The sequence below is a fragment of the Bradyrhizobium sp. ISRA464 genome (assembly GCF_029910095.1).
In the GTDB taxonomy this organism is placed as follows: Bacteria; Pseudomonadota; Alphaproteobacteria; order Rhizobiales; family Xanthobacteraceae; genus Bradyrhizobium.
Map to the genome: position 1 here is coordinate 1 of NZ_CP094526.1, position 20,217 is coordinate 20,217.

At 65.9% G+C, this 20,217-nt stretch carries 15 protein-coding genes and 1 pseudogene; 12 read left to right on the plus strand and 4 right to left on the minus strand.

Translation table 11 applies throughout. The features are described from left to right. The 8 genes and pseudogenes from dnaA to MTX19_RS00040 all read left to right on the plus strand — a co-directional run. Positions 1-1,431, plus strand: coding sequence for a chromosomal replication initiator protein DnaA (gene dnaA / locus MTX19_RS00005; protein WP_280981925.1), 1,431 nt, complete (start codon positions 1-3; stop codon positions 1,429-1,431). 240 nt (positions 1,432-1,671) lie between these two features. Then, positions 1,672-2,790 (plus strand): DNA polymerase III subunit beta, encoded by a 1,119-nt coding sequence (gene dnaN / locus MTX19_RS00010; protein ID WP_280974604.1) that lies wholly within the window; start codon positions 1,672-1,674, stop codon positions 2,788-2,790. Positions 2,791-2,848: 58 nt separating this feature from the next. Then, positions 2,849-3,136: a GIY-YIG nuclease family protein gene (locus tag MTX19_RS00015; protein ID WP_280981926.1), complete on the plus strand. Its 288-nt coding sequence runs from the start codon at positions 2,849-2,851 to the stop codon at positions 3,134-3,136. Between the two features lie 45 nt (positions 3,137-3,181). Then, complete coding sequence (gene recF, locus MTX19_RS00020) at positions 3,182-4,324, plus strand: DNA replication/repair protein RecF (protein ID WP_280981927.1); 1,143 nt, start codon at positions 3,182-3,184, stop codon at positions 4,322-4,324. A gap of 229 nt (positions 4,325-4,553) precedes the next feature. After that, on the plus strand, positions 4,554-6,989 hold the full coding sequence (gene gyrB, locus MTX19_RS00025) for a DNA topoisomerase (ATP-hydrolyzing) subunit B (protein ID WP_280981928.1): 2,436 nt from the start codon (positions 4,554-4,556) through the stop codon (positions 6,987-6,989). Between the two features lie 15 nt (positions 6,990-7,004). Next, on the plus strand, positions 7,005-8,297 hold the full coding sequence (gene murA / locus MTX19_RS00030; RefSeq protein WP_280974610.1) for a UDP-N-acetylglucosamine 1-carboxyvinyltransferase: 1,293 nt from the start codon (positions 7,005-7,007) through the stop codon (positions 8,295-8,297). 57 nt (positions 8,298-8,354) lie between these two features. Next, entirely contained in the window at positions 8,355-9,764 is a 1,410-nt protein-coding gene (locus MTX19_RS00035; protein ID WP_280981929.1) for an MATE family efflux transporter, read from the plus strand. Beyond that, positions 9,761-9,892: pseudogene (locus tag MTX19_RS00040) on the plus strand (2-hydroxychromene-2-carboxylate isomerase); the annotation flags it as partial. The gene MTX19_RS00035 and the pseudogene MTX19_RS00040, both read left to right, overlap by 4 nt. A gap of 14 nt (positions 9,893-9,906) precedes the next feature. Here the strand turns inward: MTX19_RS00040 and MTX19_RS00045 are convergent. Next, a complete protein-coding gene (locus MTX19_RS00045) occupies positions 9,907-11,022 on the minus strand; it encodes an FUSC family protein (protein ID WP_280985782.1) in 1,116 nt (371 codons plus the stop codon). A gap of 132 nt (positions 11,023-11,154) precedes the next feature. Between MTX19_RS00045 and MTX19_RS00050 the strand changes: the two genes are divergently transcribed. Both MTX19_RS00050 and MTX19_RS00055 read left to right on the plus strand, forming a co-directional pair. Continuing rightward, positions 11,155-12,525, plus strand: coding sequence for an MmgE/PrpD family protein (locus MTX19_RS00050; RefSeq protein WP_280981930.1), 1,371 nt, complete (start codon positions 11,155-11,157; stop codon positions 12,523-12,525). Between the two features lie 472 nt (positions 12,526-12,997). Further along, positions 12,998-14,064 (plus strand): IS630 family transposase gene (locus MTX19_RS00055; RefSeq protein WP_280979624.1). Its coding sequence is split into 2 segments (ribosomal slippage): positions 12,998-13,484 and positions 13,484-14,064, totalling 1,068 coding nucleotides; the frame shifts between segments, so codons are not numbered across the junction. Positions 14,065-14,500: 436 nt separating this feature from the next. On the opposite strand, the gene MTX19_RS00060 is transcribed toward MTX19_RS00055, so the two are convergent. The 3 genes from MTX19_RS00060 to MTX19_RS00070 form a co-directional block, all read right to left on the minus strand. Beyond that, positions 14,501-15,928, minus strand: coding sequence for a serine hydrolase (locus MTX19_RS00060; protein WP_280981931.1), 1,428 nt, complete (start codon positions 15,926-15,928; stop codon positions 14,501-14,503). 308 nt (positions 15,929-16,236) lie between these two features. Then, a complete protein-coding gene (locus tag MTX19_RS00065) occupies positions 16,237-17,295 on the minus strand; it encodes a helix-turn-helix domain-containing protein (RefSeq protein WP_280981932.1) in 1,059 nt (352 codons plus the stop codon). Positions 17,296-17,350: 55 nt separating this feature from the next. Further along, a complete protein-coding gene (locus tag MTX19_RS00070) occupies positions 17,351-17,926 on the minus strand; it encodes a GNAT family N-acetyltransferase (RefSeq protein ID WP_280981933.1) in 576 nt (191 codons plus the stop codon). 138 nt (positions 17,927-18,064) lie between these two features. Here MTX19_RS00070 and MTX19_RS00075 point away from each other — a divergent pair, with 138 nt between their 5' ends. Both MTX19_RS00075 and MTX19_RS00080 read left to right on the plus strand, forming a co-directional pair. Beyond that, positions 18,065-18,982: a pirin family protein gene (locus MTX19_RS00075; RefSeq protein ID WP_280981934.1), complete on the plus strand. Its 918-nt coding sequence runs from the start codon at positions 18,065-18,067 to the stop codon at positions 18,980-18,982. Between the two features lie 85 nt (positions 18,983-19,067). After that, positions 19,068-19,982 (plus strand): phosphoribosylaminoimidazolesuccinocarboxamide synthase, encoded by a 915-nt coding sequence (locus MTX19_RS00080; RefSeq protein WP_280984647.1) that lies wholly within the window; start codon positions 19,068-19,070, stop codon positions 19,980-19,982. Positions 19,983-20,217 lie beyond the last annotated feature (235 nt).

Sequence of the window (20,217 nt, forward strand, 5' to 3'; positions counted from 1 at the left end):
ATGACGAATACGGAACAGGAGCGCTGGTCGCGGGTGAAGGGGCGGTTGCGGACGAGTGTCGGCGAGGACGTCTATACGAGCTGGTTCGCCCGGATGGATCTGGAAGGCGTGCAGGACGAGAGCGTGCACCTGTCGGTTCCGACCCGGTTCCTGAAGAGCTGGATCCAGGCGCACTACGCCGATCGCGTGCTCACCTGCTGGCAGGCTGAGATGCCCGAGGTACATCGCATCGATCTCACCGTGCGTTCCGCGATCCGCGCGGTGGCGCCGGTGAAGGAAACCGTCGCGCCGGTCGAAGTGCGCCGCGTCGAACGTACCGACGGCCGCCCCGCGCCCGAACTGCGCTCGGTTGCGACCGCGCCGGTGTCCGCAAGCCATGATGCGCTTGGCGGCTCGCCGCTCGATCCGCGCCTCACCTTCGCGAGCTTCGTCGTCGGCCGCTCCAACACGCTGGCGCACGCCGCCGCGCGCCAGGTCGCGGAAGGACGCCGCGGCGATCCCGTGATGTTCAACCCGCTCTACATCCACGCGGGCGTCGGCCTCGGCAAAACCCATCTCTTGCAGGCGGTGACCTGGGCCGGCAACTCCGGCAGCGAACGCAAGGTGCTGTATCTCACCGCCGAGAAATTCATGTACGGATTCGTCGCCGCGCTGAAGACGCAGACGGCGCTGGCCTTCAAGGAGGCGCTGCGCGGCATCGACGTGCTCGTGATCGACGACCTGCAGTTCCTCCAGGGCAAGTCGACCCAGGCCGAGTTCTGCCACACGCTGAACGCACTGATCGATGCCGGCCGCCAGGTCGTGATCGCGGCCGACCGTCCGCCGTCGGATCTGGAAAGCCTTGACGACCGCGTGCGCTCGCGGCTCGCCGGCGGCCTGGTGGTCGAGATGGCTTCGCTTGGCGAGGAGTTGCGTCTCGGCATCCTCAAGTCGCGCGTCGCCGCGGCCCGCGTGCACCATGCGAGCTTCGAGGTGCCGGACGAGGTGCTCGACTATCTGGCGCGCACCATCACCCATAACGGTCGCGATCTCGAAGGCGCGATCAACCGCCTGCTGGCGCACTCCAAGCTCAACAACCAGCCGGTGACGCTGGAGATGGCCGAGCGGGAGGTGCGCGACCTGATCCGCCCGCAGGAACCGAAGCGGATCAAGATCGAGGACATCCAGCGCGTGGTGGCCCGGCAGTACAACGTGAGCCGGTCCGACCTCCTGTCGTCCCGCCGCACCGCCAATGTGGTGCGTCCGCGGCAGGTCGCGATGTATCTGGCGAAGACGCTGACCCTGCGCTCGCTGCCCGAGATCGGCCGGCGCTTCGGCGGCCGCGACCACACCACGGTGCTGCACGCCGTGCGCAAGATTGAGGCACTGGTCGCCAAGGATACGGCGCTCTCCGAAGAGGTCGAATCGCTGAAGCGCCAGCTGCAGGAATAACGCTGCTTCCCGAGCCTCTCCCTCCCGTCTCACGACGGGAGGGAGAGGCTTTTTCTGGCCCAAAACGTGGGGAACGGGCGCCGTTTCCCTTGCGTCGGCCCGCCATCCGCGCCACCTTGCGGTCCCCCCGTGGGTTTGATCAAATCCGACATTGATCCGGCTTTTCGGGTTTCCAATGCCGTGGTGCTGCCGTGAACGGCCGCCCGGCTTTTCCATCTGAGGGATCTGGCGGGTATTGCAATGAAGGTCACCGTCGAGCGCGCGCAACTCCTGAAATCGCTGGGTCACGTTCATCGCGTGGTCGAGCGCCGCAACACCATCCCGATCCTCGGCAACGTGCTGATCCGCGCCGAGGGCGCCAAATTGTCGCTGAAGGCGACCGACCTCGACCTCGAAGTGACGGAGACGCTGGCCGCCGAGACCGGAACCGCCGGCTCGACCACCGTGCCGGCGCACATGTTCTACGACATCGTCCGCAAGCTGCCCGACGGCTCGCAGATCGTGCTGGAAGCCGACGGCGACCGCTCGGTGCTGGCGGTGCGCGCCGGCCGCTCGCGCTTCACGCTGCAGACGCTGCCCGAGAGCGATTTCCCCGATCTCGCTGCCGGCGACATGACGCATTCGTTCTCGCTGCCGGCCTCCGACGTCAAGCGCCTGATCGACCGCACGCAGTTTGCGATCTCGACCGAGGAGACCCGCTACTACCTCAACGGCATCTATCTGCACTCGGCCGGCAGCGCCAAGGCCGCGACCCTGCGGGGTGTCGCGACCGACGGCCACCGCCTGGCGCAAATCGACCTCCCGCAGCCCAAGGGCGCCGCCGGCATGCCCGGCGTGATCGTGCCGCGCAAGACCGTCGGCGAAGTGCAGCGGCTGATCGAGGACGGCGAGGCCGAGATCTCGATCGAGCTGTCGCAGGGCAAGATCCGCTTCACGCTCGGCAATGTGGTGCTGACCTCGAAGCTGATCGACGGCACCTTCCCGGATTACGGCCGCGTCATTCCGCAGAACAACGACAAGGAACTCGTCGTCGACAAGAAGGATTTCGAGGCCGCCGTCGACCGCGTCTCGACCATCTCCAGCGAGCGCGGCCGCGCGGTGAAGCTCTCGCTCTCCTCCGGCAAGCTGGTGCTCTCCGTCACCAACCCGGACTCCGGCAGCGCGACCGAAGAGCTCGAGGTTGAATACGCCTCCGACGCGCTCGATATCGGCTTCAACTCGCGCTATCTGCTCGACATCGCCGCCCAGATCGAGGGCGAGGTGGCGGTGCTGAAGCTCGCCGACCCCGGCTCGCCGACGCTGGTGCAGGACCGCGACAACAAAGGCGCGCTCTACGTGCTGATGCCGATGCGGGTGTGATTCCTCTCTCGTCATGGCCGGGCTTGACGGGGCTTGACCCGGCCATCCATCACACAAGATGACCTATTGGGTGTACATCCTCGCGAGCAAGCCCGGTGGAACCCTTTATGTCGGCGTGACCAACGATCTGATCCGGCGCGTCTACGAACATCGCGAAGGTCTAGCAGAGGACTTTACCAGGAAGTACGGCGTCAAAACGCTCGTCTACTTCGAAGCGCACGAGACGATCGCCGCAGCGCTTCAGCGCGAGAAGAACATCAAGCATTGGTCCCGCGAGTGGAAGATTGATCTGATCGTCGCAAGCAATCCCGAGTGGCGCGATCTATATGATGAAATTGTCCGCTGACGCGGACGATGGATTGCCGGGTCAAGCCGGCAATGACAAGGAACCATGACCCCGTCCCGCATTCATCGCCTGTCGCTGACGCAATTCCGCAATTATCGGGCGGCGACGCTGTCCGCGCGGGGCGACATGGTGGTGCTGGTCGGGCCGAACGGCGCCGGCAAGACCAATTGCCTGGAGGCGATCTCGTTCCTGTCGCCGGGCCGCGGCCTGCGCCGCGCCACGCTGGAGGACATCGCCGACAACCAGGGCGACGGCTCCTGGGCGGTGTCGGCGGAGGTCGAAGGCGCGCTGGGGCTCGCGACACTCGGCACCGGCATCGATGCGCCGAGCGGCGACGCCAGCTCCGCCAGCCGGCGCTGCCGGATCGATCGCGAGCCGGTAAGCTCCGCGACTGCTTTCGGCGATCATCTGCGCATCGTGTGGCTGACGCCGGCGATGGACGGCCTCTTCATGGGCGCGGCGTCCGAACGGCGGCGCTTCTTCGACCGCCTGGTGCTCGCGATCGATTCCGAGCACTCCGGCCGCGTCTCGGCGCTGGAGCGCTCGTTGCGCTCGCGCAACCGGCTGCTCGAGGTGCGCAATTACGACGACCATTGGTGTGATGCGATCGAACGCGAGACCGCGGAACTTGCGGTCGCGGTTGCCGCATCGCGCGGCCAGGCCGCAGCGAAGCTCGCGGCGATGCTGCGCGAGCGCGGGGCGGCGTCGGCCTTTCCCTCCGCCGAGATCGCGCTCGACGGCTGGATGGAGAATGCGCTGCTGCAGGAGCCCGCGACCGCCGTGGAGGACCGCTACCGCGAGATGCTGCGCGCCAGCCGTCCGCGCGATGCCGCCGCCGGACGCACGCTCGACGGCCCGCATCTGACCGACCTGCAGGTGGTCTACGCGCCCAAGAACATGCCGGCGCGCGACGCCTCGACCGGAGAGCAGAAGGCGCTCCTGATCGGACTGGTGCTGGCGCACGCGACGATGGTCGCGGAGATGACCGGCATCGTGCCGCTGCTCCTGCTCGACGAGGTCGTCGCACATCTCGATCCCAACCGGCGCAAGGCGCTGTTTGACGAGCTCGCCAAGCTTGGCGCGCAGGTCTGGATGACCGGCGCCGATCCCGCCGCCTTCGTCGACATCGTCGGCCCGACCGGCGAGATCTTCGACGTCGAGTCCGGCCGCGCCACCCGCCGTGGCTGAGGCCCGGAATCGCTCTCCGTAACGTGCCGAAATCTGCCTCCGAATCGGGCTTTTCCGAGCCTCCGGAATCGGCTCGCAACGGGCTTGAAAGAGGGTCAAAAAATCCCATCTATTCAGTAACTTGCGGCTAGAGACTTTGCGCTAGGCGCAATGCTTCTTTCATGGCACAAATAGCGTAATCAGCGCCCCATATTGCGCGCTGATTCGGGACATTCCTCGAAGGCCTCACATGACAGAACCTGCCCGGCAGACCCCTGCCGAATCTGAGCATCCCATTCCGGTCGAATACGGCGCGGAATCGATCCGGGTGCTGAAGGGGCTCGATGCCGTGCGCAAGCGGCCCGGCATGTATATCGGCGACACCGACGACGGTTCCGGCCTGCATCACATGGTCTACGAAGTCGTCGACAACGCGATCGACGAGGCGCTGGCGGGCTATGCGAGCCGCGTCGAGGTCGTCCTCAATGCCGACAACTCCGTCACCGTGCGTGACGACGGCCGCGGCATTCCGGTCGACATCCACAAAGGCGAAGGCGTCTCGGCGGCCGAGGTCATCATGACCCAGCTCCATGCCGGCGGCAAATTCGACCAGAACTCCTACAAGGTCTCCGGCGGTCTGCACGGCGTCGGCGTCTCCGTCGTCAACGCGCTGTCCAGCAAGCTGGGGCTGCGCATCTGGCGCGACGACAAGGAGCACTACATCGAATTCGCGCACGGCGATGCCGTCGCGCCGCTGCGTGTGGTCGGCGAGAGCCCGGGCAAGCGCGGCACCGAGGTCACCTTCCTCGCCTCGGTCGAGACCTTCAAGAACATCGAATATGATTTCGCGACGCTCGAGCACCGCCTGCGCGAGCTCGCTTTCCTGAATTCCGGCGTCAACATCGTGCTCTCCGACATGCGCCATGCGGTCGAGAAGCGCGAGGAGATGCACTATTCCGGCGGCGTCGAGGAATTCGTCAAATATCTCGACCGCAACAAGAAGGCGATCGTCCCGGCGCCGATCATGGTGCGTTCGGAAGCCAACGGCATCGGCGTCGAAGCCGCGCTGTGGTGGAACGACAGCTACCACGAGAACGTGCTGTGCTTCACCAACAACATCCCGCAGCGCGACGGCGGCACCCATCTGGCCGGCTTCCGCGGCGCGCTGACGCGCCAGGTCAACGGCTATGCCGACGCCAACGCGAAGAAGGAAAAGATCGCACTGACCGGCGACGATTGCCGCGAAGGCCTCACCGCCGTGCTGTCGGTGAAAGTGCCCGATCCGAAATTCTCGTCGCAGACCAAGGACAAGCTGGTGTCCTCGGAGGTGCGGCCGGTGGTCGAGAACGTCCTGAACGAGGCGCTCGCCGCCTGGTTCGAGGAACATCCCACCGAGGCCAAGGTGATCGTCGGCAAGGTGATCCAGGCCGCCGCGGCCCGTGAGGCCGCGCGCAAGGCGCGCGAATTGACCCGCAAGAGCCCGCTCAGCGTCTCCTCGCTGCCCGGCAAGCTCGCCGACTGCCAGGAGAAGGATCCGGCGAAATCCGAACTGTTCATCGTCGAGGGCGACTCGGCCGGCGGCAGCGCCAAGCAGGGCCGCAATCGCGAGTTCCAGGCGGTGCTGCCGCTGCGCGGCAAGATCCTCAATGTGGAGCGCGTCCGCCCCGACAAGATGCTGTCCTCCGAGCAGATCGGCACGCTGATCACCGCGCTCGGCACCGGCATCAGCGACGATTTCTCGCTCGACAAGCTGCGCTATCACAAGATCATCGTGATGACCGACGCCGACGTCGACGGCGCCCATATCCGCACATTGCTGTTGACCTTCTTCTACCGGCAGATGCGCGACATCATCGACGGCGGCTACCTCTATATCGCCCAGCCGCCGCTCTACAAGGTGACGCGCGGCAAGTCCGAGCAATACCTGAAGGACGAGCGTGCGCTTGAGGATTATCTGATCTCGACCGGGCTCGACGAATGCGTGTTCAAGCCGGCCTCCGGTGACGACCGCTCTGGCCGCGACCTGTTGTCGCTGATTGAAGACGCCCGCATCATCCGCTCCGTGCTGCGCAATCTGCACAGCCGATACAATCGCGCGGTGATCGAGCAGGCCGCAATTGCAGGCGTGCTGAATCCCAGGATCACCAGCGACATCGAGACCGCCAAATCGGCCGCTGACTACATCGCCAAGCGGCTGGACGCATTGGCTGAGGAAGTCGAGCGCGGCTGGATCGGCGACTTCATCGAAGGCCAGGGTTTCCAATTCGAGCGCACCATACGCGGCGTCAAGGAAGTGGCGATCATCGACGACGCGTTTCTCGGTTCGGCAGATGCACGGAAGCTCGACGAATACGCCACGAAGCTGCAAGAGGTTTATGTGCGGGCGGGCAAGCTCCGACGCAAGGATGCAGAGCAGGCCATCCACGGCCCGGTCGACCTGTTCGAGGCCGTGACCGACGCCGCCCGCAAGGGCGTGACGCTGCAGCGCTATAAAGGTCTTGGCGAAATGAACCCGGAGCAGCTCTGGGAAACCACGCTCGACACCGAGGCGCGCTCGCTGCTGCAGGTGAAGGTCAAGGAGGTCGACGAGGCCGACGATATCTTCACCAAACTGATGGGCGACGTGGTAGAACCGCGCCGCGAGTTCATCCAGGACAACTCGCTGAGCGCCAACATCGACATCTGAGGGGCCTGTTTCCGCGTGCCGCCGATTCAATACATTGTAGAGGGCGGCCGCCGGCTCTCCGGCACCATCGAGCCGTCCGGCAACAAGAATTCCGCACTGCCGATCATTGCCGCGGCGCTCTTGACCGAGCACCCGGTCACGCTGACCAACGTCCCGCGCATCCGCGACACCGAGACGCTGGTCGAGCTGTGCCGCTCGGTCGGCGCCGCCGCCGAATGGACCGAGCGCAATACGCTCCAGATTCACGCCCGGGAGATCCGCGCGGCCGACCTCGATCCGGGGCTGTGCGCGCGCATTCGCGCCTCGATCCTGCTCGCGGGCCCCCTGCTCGCCCGCTGCGGCGAGGTGGCGCTGCCGCCGCCTGGCGGCGACGTGATCGGCCGTCGCCGCCTCGACACGCATTTCCTCGCCTTCGAGCAGCTCGGCGCCACCGTCACCGCGACGCACCGGCTCGAGTTCCGCGCCTCGCGCCTGAAGGGCGCCGATGTGTTCCTCGACGAGCCCAGCGTCACCGCCACGGAAAACGCGCTGGTGGCCGCCGTGGCTGCCCGCGGCACCACCTATCTGCGCAACGCGGCCTCCGAGCCCCACGTGCAGGACCTCGCGCATTTCCTGGTCGCGCTTGGCGCCAAGATCGAGGGCATCGGCACCAACACCATCATCGTGCACGGGCCGGCGACGCTGGGCGGCGCGACCTATGCGATCCAGCCCGACCACATCGAGGTGGGATCGCTGATCGGGCTCGCCGCGGTGACGCGATCGCCGCTGCGCATCGCGCGCGCCGGCGTCGAGCACCTGCGCTCGATCCGGATGGGCTTCGAGCGGCTCGGCATCGTCTGCGGCGTCGAGGGCGACGACCTCATCGTGCCGTCCGGCCAGACCATGAAGATCAAGGACGATTTCGGCGGCCATGTGCCGAAGCTCGAGGACCAGCCCTGGCCGGCCTTCCCGGCGGACCTGATGTCGATCGCGATCGTCACCGCGACGCAGTGCGACGGCGTCGTCCTGATGCACGAGAAGATGTTCGAATCCCGGATGTTCTTCATCGACATGCTGATCGCGATGGGTGGGCGGATCGTGCTGTGCGACCCGCATCGCGCGATTGTCGCCGGCCCGAGCCGGCTGCGCGGCGCGCCGATCACCTCGCCCGACATCCGCGCCGGCATGGCCATGCTGCTCGCCGCTGTCTGCGCCGAAGGGACATCGACCATCAACAACGCCGTACAGATCGAGCGCGGCTACGAGCGGATCGAGGAGCGGCTGAACGCGCTCGGCGCCAGGATCAAGCGGATTCCAGCGCGAACGTGACCTCCTGCGGCAGCTTGGCCATCCTTTTGGCCCGCTTGCCGTGCTAAGCGTTCCACCATGACCTGCATCGACAAGATCGAACCGGCCGCGCCGCACGCGGCCGTTGCCGTCTCTCGCAATCAGCTTGCGGCCGAGTTCTCGGAAACGCTGAAGCTGGCGGTGCCGCTTGCGCTGACGCAGCTTGGCCAGATCGCGATGATGTCGACCGATCTCGCCTTCATCGGACGTCTGGGCAGCGACGCCGTGGCAGCCGCCGCGCTGGCGCACACCGTGTTCTTCGTCAGCTTCACCTTCGGCATGGGGCTGGTCTCGGCCGTGTCCCCCTTGGCGGCGCAGGCGTTCGGGGCGCGTGACCCGCATCTGATGCGGCGCGCGCTGCGCGTCGGCCTGTGGGCGGCGCTGTTCATGGCGCTGCCGCTGATGGCCCTGCCGTTCCACGGCGAAAGCATCCTGCTCGCGCTCGGCCAGGGGCCCGCGGCCGCACATCTGGCCCAGCAATATCTGTTCGGGCTCGCCTGGGGCATCCTGCCAGCGCTGTGGTTCATCGCACTCCGCGGCTTCATGAGCGCGGTGAACCGGCCGGAGCCGGTGTTGTGGATCACGTTGGCCGCGATCCCGGCCAACGCGCTGCTGGTCTATCTGCTGCTCTACGGCAAATGGGGCATGCCCGAATTCGGCCTGTTCGGCGCCGGACTGGCCACGACCACCGTCAACCTCGGCATGTTCCTCGCCGGCGTGTGGTTTGCCGCGCGTCGCCGCCCGTTCCGAAAATACTACGTCTTCAGCCGCATCTGGCGGATCGACTGGCCGCTGACGGGCAAGCTGGTGGCAATCGGCACGCCGATCTCGCTGTCGTTCTTGCTGGAGTACGGCATGTTCGGCGCCGCCGGCCTCTTGATGGGCCTGATCAGCACCACCGCGCTTGCGGCGCACCAGATCGCGTTACAGATCGCCGCGATCCTGTTCATGGTGCCGTTCGGCGTCGGCATGGCGGCAACGGTGCGGGTCGGCCACGCGGTCGGCCGCCATGACCCGGACGGATTGCGGCGCGCCGGCTATGTCGCGGTCGCGCTCAGCGGCACCTTCATGAGCATCATGACGCTGGCGGTGATCCTGGCGCGCTTCGAGATCGCGACGATCTTCCTCGGCGAGGCCACCGACACCACCGCCCAGCTCACCGCGATGCTGCTTCTGATCGGCGCGACCTTCTTCATTGCCGACGGGGTCCAGACCACCACCGCCGGCGCGCTGCGCGGCATGAACGACACCCAGCTGCCGCTCCTGTTCGCCACCATCAGCTACTGGCTGGTCGGATTCGCGTCGGCCTACGCCCTCGCGTTCTGGACAACGCTCGGCGCAGCCGGTGTCTGGATCGGGCTGTCGCTCGGGACCGCTGTTTATGCGACCCTCCTGATCTTGCGCTTCCGCCTGCTGGCACACAAACTGGCCAAAGAGACTAGCGCGTGACCTTGTCGGTCGATCTCTTCTCGTTCCGCAGCCCCTACAGCTATCTGGCGCTGCCGAAGACGCTGAAGATGGTCGCCGACTACGACGTCGCGGTGAACCTGTGGCCGGTCTATCCGCTCGCGGTGCAAAGCATGACCCGAGGTCATTGCGCGATTTTCTCCTGGGTGTCCTCGCTTGCGCACCAATTGCCATGACAGCGTTTGAGGTCGGTCAGGTTCTGCCGCATCTGTTCGAGCGAGAAGCCGAGCGCAAAAAACCGCTCCGCGGCGTCGACCGGCAGGCCGCGGATCATGCCGTCCTTGCGCAGCGCGGCGACCTCGGCGCTGTAGGCCTGAAGCGCCGCCTCGACCGGCGCCATGTCGGCAGATCCGCGGCCGGCGCGTAAGGAGGTCGCGACCGCCTTCATGTAGGTGACGATCGCGTTGCTCACATCCGACAATGGCCGCGCCAGCCGCGCCTGGATTTCCGCCGGCAGCGGCACGACGCTGGCGCGCCCGATCATCACGACGTCATGCCGCAGCCGCTGGATCGTCCGCAGCAGCGGCCCGGTGTCCGGCCCCGACGACAGATGCATGGAGCGCTCGCGCTCGGCCTCCAGGCCGGTCGCCTGCAGATTGGTCACCGCGATACCGATGCCATCCTGAATCCGGTGTAACGCGTCGTTGTCGAGACCGCGCGTCAGGCCGGCGAGCAGTTCGGCGAACGCCGCCGAGAGCAGTTCCAGCAGCTTCGACGCATTGACCCGGATCTGGCTGACCGCGCGCGACGGCAGCACCAGGAACGAGATCGCGAGCCCGGTCAGCGCCCCGACCGTGACCTCCAGGACGCGGTCGATCGCGGAGTCCAGCGGATTGGACTGATGCATCGTCGGCAGTAGCAGCACGATCACGGCTGTCACCGTCGCCGAGTTCAGGCTGGGATTGAGCGAGGCGATGAAGGCGAGCGGCACGATCGCCAGCACCAGCAGCGCCAGCAGGCTGCCTTCACCGGAATGCGGGATCAGCACCGCGATCGCGCCGCCATAGATGGCGCCGCCGATGGTGCCGAGCATGTAGTCGCGGGTTGCCTTCAGCGAGCGGCCGACGCTCATCTGGGTGACGATCAGCGAGGTCAGCACCGCCCACAGCGGCAGCATCAGATGCAGCGCGACCGCGATGGCATAGGCCGCCACCCCTGAGGCCGCGATCCGGACCGCCAGCGCCAACTGCGTCTTGCGGGCCGAAAGCCGGTCGAACATGCGTTTTGCGAAGGCCCTCATGCACCGCGATCCGGAATCAATGCCAACGTTCGTGTTAAGTGACTTCCAGCATGGCTGCTGCCCGTGGCGGCACGGCGGCTTGAAAGGCCTGTCAGCCCCGCCTACCCTGCACCGCAAGATTGAGGAAACACGATGGCCCACGAAACCGCAACGCTCGCCGCCTATGTCGCCGACCTGAAATATTCCGACATCCCCCCGGAGGTGCTGGAGCGCGCCAAGGTGCTGACGCTGGATCTCCTGGGCAGCACCATCCGCGCCCGCCGCGATGCGGAATCGACGCCGTCGCTGATGAAGATGCTGGAAGCGCTGGCGCTGGACGGCAAGGGCGAGGCCACCGTGTTCGGCGACACCAAAACCTGGACCCCGGCGGTCGCGGCATTGCTCAACGGCGCGCTCGGCCATTCGCTCGACTTCGACGACACCCATGCCGATTCCTCGCTGCATCCGAGCGCGCCGGTGGTGCCCGCTGCGTTTGCGGTCGGCGAGATGGTCGGCGCCTCCGGCCGCGACGTGCTGACCGCGATCGTCGCGGGCTATGAGGTGTGCTGCCGGCTCGGCAACGCACTCGACCCGACATCGCATTACGCCCGCGGCTTCCACCCGACCGCGACCGCCGGCACCTATGGCGCCGCCGCGGCGGCCTCCAAGCTGTTCGGCCTGTCGAAAGAGCAGATCGTCTCGGCATTCGGCGTGTCCGGCAGCCAGGCCGCGGGCTCGCTCCAGTTCCTGGTCAACGGCGCCTGGAACAAGCGCTACCAGGTCGGGGCCGCCGCGATGAACGGCGTGATCGCCGCTACGCTCGGCCGCAACGACTTCGTCGGCTCGACCGACTCGGTCGAGGGCAAGCACGGCCTCCTGGTCGGCTACAGCGACGACGCGCATCCGGACAAGGCGGTCGCCGGCCTCGGCAGCAGCTACGAGACCATGAAGATCGGCGTGAAGCCCTATCCGAGCTGCCGCTACACCCATGCCGCGATCGACGCGCTGATCGCGATGCGGCGCGAGCACAATCTGACACCAGACCAGATCAGGAAGGTCGAGATCGGCCTGCACCGCAACGGCATCACCCTGACCGGCGACGCCGCCACCAAGCGGCACCCGACCTCGATCGTCGGCGGCCAGTTCTCGATGTTCTTCACCGGCGCCATTGCGCTCGACCAGGGCAGCTTCGGCTGGGACGACTATGACCGGCTCGGCGACAAGGCGATCGACGCGCTCGCCGACAAGTTCGACGTGGTGCAGGACGACCGCCTCGAGATCGGCCGCACCCACCCGTTCGGCGCCCGCGTCTCGATCACCACCGACGACGGCACCCATGAGCGCCTCTACGCCGATCCGTCCGGTGAGCCGACCTCGTTCCCCGACGCGCAGGCGATGCAGCAGAAGTTCCTGACGCTGGCCCGCCCGGTGCTCGACAAGCGCGCCGAACAACTCGCGGACGCGATCCTGACACTGGAGCGGTTCGACCGCGTGGAGAAGGCGACGCAGCTCGGGCGGCAGTAACACATCCGCTGCTAGGGCGAAGGTCGGAACGACACCGGAGCAGGCCCTTGGTTGAAGATGTCAAACCGCGCGGCGTCATCACCCGCGAATGCGGGTGATCCAGTATTCCAGAGACGCCGGTGCTCGAGCCGAGAGGCCGCGGCGTACTGGGTGCCCCGCCTGCGCGGGGCATGACAACGGAGAGGATGTGCGTTCGCATTCTCGCGGCGCGTTGCGTCCGAGGTTTTCGTCAGTCTTCGCCGCTCTGAAATCAGAGGGCGCAGGGAAAGCCGGGTGCCGATCGCACCCATGGGTCCCGTGCAGTGAAAAAAGCACGGGAGGTAGGACCACAGGTGAAACCGGATCAATCCCGGCTTTCCCTGCGCGATGGGTTACGGCTTATACCAACGGCCCCCGGATTTGACTCACATTTGGGATTCCCAAATCAGTGAGTTTCTGAATCGATGTTGCTGCGTAGACAGGAGCAATATCGATGGGGGCAGCGGTAGCGATTACGCGGCTTGATTTGACCGCGGGCGAGCTTCGGAAGGCGGCGCGCAGAGAGAAGAATAGTACGGTAGCGCGGCGGATATTGGCGCTTGCGCTTGTGCTGGAGGGCGCGGACCGCAAGAAGGCAGCCGAAAGTTGCGGGATGGATCGTCAGACCCTGCGGGACTGGGTGCATCGTTATAACGCCGAAGGCTTGGCGGGACTGCGGTCGCGCAAACCGACGGGACCGCGGTCGCGGCTGACGACAGAGCAGCAGGCCGAATTGGCCGCGTTGGTCGAGGCCGGTCCCGATCCTGAGCAGCATGGGGTCGTACGTTGGCGGCGGGTGGATTTGCGCGACGCGCTTGAGCGGCGGTTTGGCGTCAAACTGCACGAACGTTCGGTCGGCAAGGTTCTGGCCAAGCTCGGGTACCGCCGGCTCTCGGTGCGGCCGCGCCATCCGCAAGCCGATGAAGCGGCTCAGGAAGCGTTCAAAAAAACTTTGCTACGACCCTCACGACAACGCTCCCCGCTCACGCCCAAGGCAAGCCGATCGAAATCTGGTTCCAGGACGAGGCGCGGATCGGCCAGCAGGGCACGCTGACACGCGTGTGGGCCAAGCGTGGCTCACGGCCTCGCGCGCCGCGCGATCGACGTTACGATTGGGCTTATCTCTTCGGTGCCGCCTGTCCTCAACGTGGCGTCGCCGCGGGTCTTGTCATGCCGACGGCAAATGCAGAGGCGATGTCACTGCATTTGGAGGCAATCAGCCGCAAAGTTGCACCCGACGCACATGCCGTTCTCGTCTTCGACGGCGCCGGCTATCACAGTGCCGGCACCGTCCGAGCTCCGGAAAATATCACTCTGTTACAGCTGCCGCCTTATGCGCCCGAGCTCAATCCGATTGAAAACGTCTGGCAGTACCTGCGCGCCAACAAGCTCGCCATCACCGTCTTCGACGACTACGACGATATCGTCGCCAAGACCTGCGAAGCCTGGAACTTCTTCGCAAATGATCCAGATCGCATCGCCTCAATCACAAGCCGCACTTGGGCAACAGTCAATCCTTAGGGCCATTGGTATTACTACGTGCTCTCCCCGGCGAGACTTGGCTTTTTTGTCACCGTCTTCGCGAAGACGCTTGCCGCGTCTTGCGAAGAGACACCTGCCACTGGGGCGTCAGGACCACACGACTTCACCGTCCGCCTTGCACGTGCTCGTCAGTCACACGCTCGGCGTCCACCGCATCTCGACCCCGCACTCGTGACGATCGCGCAGCGCCCCTCAAGTGGGTGAGACGCGCGCATTAGACCGCTGAGTTGGGTGAATCGCGAAGCGGAAATTTGCCCGTCGGGTTAATTTGTCGCATGCCGACGTCATTCCGGGGCGATGCAGCAGCGTCGAACTATGGTGCGCACTTGCGCACCTGAGAATCTCGAGATTCCGGGTTCTCGCTTCGCGAGCCCCGGAATGACTGAGGGAGAGTTACGCCGCCAGCTCGCCAAGCTCAATTGCCTCCCGCGAGCTTCGCCTTGCCTGTGTTTGCCGCGACGACGTCGCGAACGAGGTCGAACACGCCGTCCGCCTCTGGCGGTGCATTCGGCGAGCGACCGAGGCGAACGATGACGAGGCGCTCGGACGGCACGATGATCACATATTGCCCGATGGTGCCCTTGGCGAAGAAGGCGTCGCGCGGCCAGCCGTGCGCGACGCGATAGCTGGCGCCAAAACTGTCGCCGTGATCGGTCCAGAAGCCGGCGCCATAACCAACCCATGCATTCGGCGTCGGTGTCGCGGAGTATGTCACCCAGCCTTCGGGCAGGATGCGCTTGCCGCCCGCCATGCCGTCGTTGAGATAGATCTGGCCGAAACGCGCCCAGTCACGCGCGCTGGCGAGCATCTGGCTCGATCCTTCCGGCGTTCCCGCGGCATCGAATTCGAGCGTCACGTTGCGCATGCCGAGCGGGACGAACAGCTCGCGACGCGCAAAGCGCAGGACATCGGCTGCGTGACCGCCGGCGGCGTTGCGGATCAGATGCGAGAGAATGATGAAATTGCCGTCGTGATAATTCCAGACCCGACCCGGCGCGCTCGCGAGCGGAATGCTCTCGGCATAACGGGCCATGTCCGATTCCATGAACTTCATCCGGTTGACCGGCTCGAGCGCAGACGCCAGCGAGGCCTGCAGCGAGCTGCCGAGCGCGAGCCCCGCAGTGTGGCGCAACAACTGATCGAGCGTGATCGCATGCCGGGGATCATCCGGACTTTGCCAGGCCGCGATCGGGACCGGCTGATCGAGCGTCAGCTTGCCGTCACGGACGAGAATCCCGATCAGCGCTGAAGTCACCGACTTGGTCGCGGAGAAGCCGAGCAGCGGCGTGTCGATGCCGATGCCGTCGGCGTAGCGCTCCGCGACGATGCGGCCGTCCTTCATCACGACAACAGCGCGGGTGTGGCGGAACGGCGGCGCTGCGGGCTCGGCGAAGGCGCGGTCGAGTGCGGCGGCGAGTTGCGGGGTCTGCGGCGCCACGACCGCAGACGCGGCGATCTCGGGCAGCGATGCGGCTTGCGGCGCCGCCGGCGGCAGCGGGCCGTCGGCGAACGCATCGCCATGATCGAGGGTGCAGCCGAGCCCTTCGCGGTAGACCGCATGACTGCGGCCGAAGCCGAATAGCGTCACGGTGACGTCCTTGCCGGCGCGGTCGACCCGGTAGTCCATCGCCCAGGTGACCAGGCTCGACCCCGGCATCGCCTCCGTGGTCTCGGAGAAAATTCGCGCCGGCTCGAGCCCGCTCACGAAGGTTTCGGAACAGAGGATGTTGGCAACAAACCCGGTCGCGACATCCGGCACGTCGCGGGCGCGCGCGGCGGAGAGGACCAGCACACCGAGCGCGGTGGTGGCGGCAAGGGTCAGCAGCAGCTTTCGACGGGTCACGGTGATCCTCCGGCATGACGCAATGAGCGCGTGGCGGGGATCAGGCAGGACTGGGCTCAGACGCGCTCGCCGGATTTGGAAATCGGGCTGGCCGGAAGTTTGGGACGGCTGGCCGATTCTGAAATTACTCAATGATTTCAATGGAAATTGCCGCGCACTCGCTCCACCTCTCCCGCTTGCGGGGGAGGTCGGATCGCATCGAAAGATGCGATTCGGGTGGGGGCTCTCTCCCAACGAAGGCTCTTAGTCGTGGAGACACCCCCACCCCGGCCCTCCCAAGCAAGCGGGAGAGGGAGAAGAGGTCCACATCACACCATACTCGCTTTCAGCCGCCGGTACTCCGTCGGCGTCACGCCGGTGGTCGCCTTGAAGGCGCGGTTGAAGGGGCCGAGCGACTGGAAGCCGGCGTCCATGGCGATGGTGATGACGGGGACTTCGGCCTGCGCCGGATCGGCGAGCGCGGCCTTGGCCTCCTCGATGCGGTGGTTATTGAGGAAGACGTTGAAGTTGCGGTAGCCGAGCCGCTGGTTGATCAGGCGCCGCAGGCGATACTCCGGAATCTTCAGCCGGTTCGCCAGCGTGCCGATCGTGATGTTGTCCTGGCGGTAGATGCGCTCGTCCGCCATCAGCCGTATCAGGGCGTCGACCAGCTTCTGGTCGGCCGCGTTCTCCGCGGCGGCGGCGGGCGCGTTGGCCGTGACCGCCTCCACCGGTACGGCAAACAGATCGGCACCATCAACGCGCATCATCGCCCAGGCGATCGCCGCCACGATGCCCGCCAGCACGGCGGCGTTGATCGCGTTGGCCCATTCCACTGCAGCACCGCTACCGGCGATCGCGATCTGCAACAGCGCGTTCAGCCCGCCATAGAGCGACGCGGACGCAACGATGAAGACGCGGACGCGGCGCCGCCGCTCGACCAGGTCCACCGACCACGACGAGATCGTTTGCGCGACCGCCAGCGCGATGAAGGCAAGCACGATGAGATTGACCGCGACGATCGCCAGTCGCGCGTGGCCACCAGGTGCGATCCAGAGGCAGTTGGCCAGGCTGAACGCCGTGACCGCCGCCCAGATCAGGCCGTGCCGGGGACGCAACACAAACGCGTCATCGAACAGTGCGCGGGTGAGCAGCCAGAACACCACGATGTTGTCGGTCGAAAACGCGATCAGCGGCGCGTGCCAGGCCGAGACCGGCGCAGTGCCGATCGAATAGGTCACCGCATGCGCGGCCGAGCCGAGCGCGAAGGCAACCGCGAGCCGCCCGGCAACGACGTTCCGGAAATCCGAGACCAGCGAGGCCGCAAGCACCAGCAGCAGCGCCACCGTGGCGCTACGCAGGCAAAGCTCAAATACGGCCAACGTCATTGGTCGAGGTGATCTCCAAGGATGAGCCGAACAATCGTCGGTCAGCCGGGGTTTTTCAAGCCGGATCGCGGCGCCAGCGTCCGCGCGTCGTCACCCAGATGTCGACGACATCGCCTTCGAGTTCGCCCGGTCCCTCGTTCACGGCGCCCAGCCGCCGCGCCACGGCCTGCGAGGCCACGTTGACCGGATCGATGCAATGGATGATGCGGTCGATCGTGAAACTGGCGAACACCCAGTCGATCGCGGCACGCGTCGCTTCCACGGCATAGCCCTGGCCGCGATACTCCTTTGCGATGCCCCAGCCGACCTCGAAGCCGGGCCAGCCCGGCGGGTAATAAGGACCGACACGGCCGATGTAGCTGGTGGAGGCTTTCTCCTCGACCGCGAACATGCCGAAGCCGTGCAGCGCCCAGTGCCCGGCAATCACGGCCGCGTTACGCCAGCCATTGGTTTCCGACGTCACCGGCTTGTGGTTCGGCGTGATGAAGCGCGCCGTCTCGGAATCGGACAGCATCCGCGTATTCGCCGCGATGTCGGACGCACGCCACGGCCGCAGGATCAGGCGCGCGGTCTCGATCACGGGACCATCGACCTGCAGCAGCTTCGCACCGGGCTTGAACAGAGAAACCATCGCTCACCCCAGTTTCCAAGATTGCTCTCGCCGATATCGCACGAGATCAGCAAATAGACCATCGTGACCGCGCCGCGATCGGCGCGACGCGGCGATCAAATCCTGTTACGATCGCCGCACCAGAGAAGGAGTTTTTCCATGAGCTGGCTTCCCGACCTCGACCCTGTGCTCGGTGATCCCAAGACCTGCGACGCGCTGGATCTCGTCATCGTGCCGCGCACCCGCGACCTCGGCGACGGCTTCGCCGTGCGCCGCGCGCTGCCGCACGGCAAGCGGCAGATGGTCGGGCCCTTCATCTTCTTCGATCATTTCGGGCCGGTGCAGTACCTCGCCGGCAAGGGCATGGACGTGCGCCCGCATCCGCATATCGGGCTCGCCACGGTCACCTATCTGTTCGACGGCAGCATCATGCATCGCGACAGCGAGGGCAATGTCCAGGAGATCCAACCCGGCGCGATGAACCTGATGACTGCGGGCCGCGGCATTGCGCATTCCGAGCGCACCCCGGACGTGCAGCGCCGCGACGGCCAGAAGATGCTGGGGCTGCAGAGCTGGATCGCGCTGCCGGCTGGCCAAGAGGAGATCGCGCCGTCATTCCAGCATTATGCGGCCGGCGACCTGCCGATGATCTCGGAGCGCGACTTCACCGCGCGCGTGATCGCCGGCTCGGCGTTCGGCATCGCCTCGCCGGTCAGCATGGTCTCGCCGTGGTTCTACACCGAGGTGACGGCGAAGGTCGGCACATCCGTGCCGCTCGACCCCGACCATGAGGAACGCGCGATCTACCTCGTCGACGGCGAGGTCGAGATCGCAAACGAGCGCTATGAGGGCCCGCGGCTTCTGATCTTCCGGCCCGGCGACCGCATTACCGTGAAGACGGTACAACCGACCCGCATGATGTTTCTGGGCGGCGACGCGCTGGAAGGGCCGCGCCACATCTGGTGGAATTTCGTTTCGTCCTCGAAGGAGCGGATCGAGCAGGCCAAACAGGACTGGAAAACCGGGCGTTTCGCGCCGGTTCCGCAGGAACACGAGTTCATTCCGCTGCCGGAGTGAGCTATCTTCTGAGGTCATCCTTGCCGCCCGCGCGTCGAGCGCGGGCGTGCTGCTTTCGCAAGACCACGCCCGAGAGGCCATGCCCATGACCGCGATGCTATCAAGCGATTTGCCCCTGCCCCGGATCGGCCGCGGCAAGGTGCGCGATATCTATGCTGTCGGCGACGACCGCGTGCTGCTGCTGACCACTGACCGCATCTCGGCCTTCGACGTGGTGATGGCGGAGACCATCCCGATGAAGGGCGCGGTGCTGACCCAGATCAGCGCCTGGTGGTTCCGGCAGCTCGAAGGCACCGTGCCGCATCACATGATCAGCGCCGACGCCGACGAGATCATCCGCGCGGTGCCCGCGCTGAAGGACCATCGCGCCGACATCCTCGGCCGCGCGATGCTGTGCAAGCGCACGACCGTGTTTCCGGTCGAATGCGTGATCCGCGGCTACATCTCCGGCTCGGCCTGGAAGGAATACGCCGCGCATGGCACGCTCGCCGGCGAGAAGCTGCCCGCGGGCCTGGTGGAGAGTGAGAAGCTCGAGCCCGCGATCTTCAGCCCGGCGACCAAGGCCGAGGCCGGCCATGACGAGAACATCACGGTGGCGAAGGTGCGCGAGATCGTAGGCCTCGATGTTGCGGCGACACTGGAGAAGATGGCGCGCGACGTCTACGCCTATGGCGAGACAACCAGCCGCGCCCGCGGCATCATCATCGCCGATACCAAATTCGAGTTCGGCCGCGACAAGGACGGCCGCATCATCCTGATCGACGAGGTGATGACGCCGGATTCTTCGCGCTTCTGGGCGGTCGACGCCTACAAGCCTGGCCAGCCGCAACCGAGCTTCGACAAGCAGCCGCTGCGCGACTATCTCGACGCCGAGCGCAAGGCCGGCCGCTGGAACGGCGATGCGCCCGCACCGCCGCTGCCCGCCAGCGTGGTCGACGCCACCAGCAAGCGCTATCTCGAAGCTTACAGGCGCGTGACGGGGAGCGAGCTGAAGGTCTAACTCCGCTCGTCATCACGAGCCAACGGGTCGCGCGCATGCGCGCCCGATGACGGGCTCCGCGAAGCAATCCATGGATCCGCGCGCGTGGAGAGATGGATTGCTTCGTCGCTTACGCTCCTCGCAATGACGGCGGAGCAGGTTTTAGGTGAATTCAATTCACCACACTTGAAGACATACCTTTTGTCCGATCGTCCGCATCCCTGCACTCTCCGCGCACACGGAGGTGTTCACGATG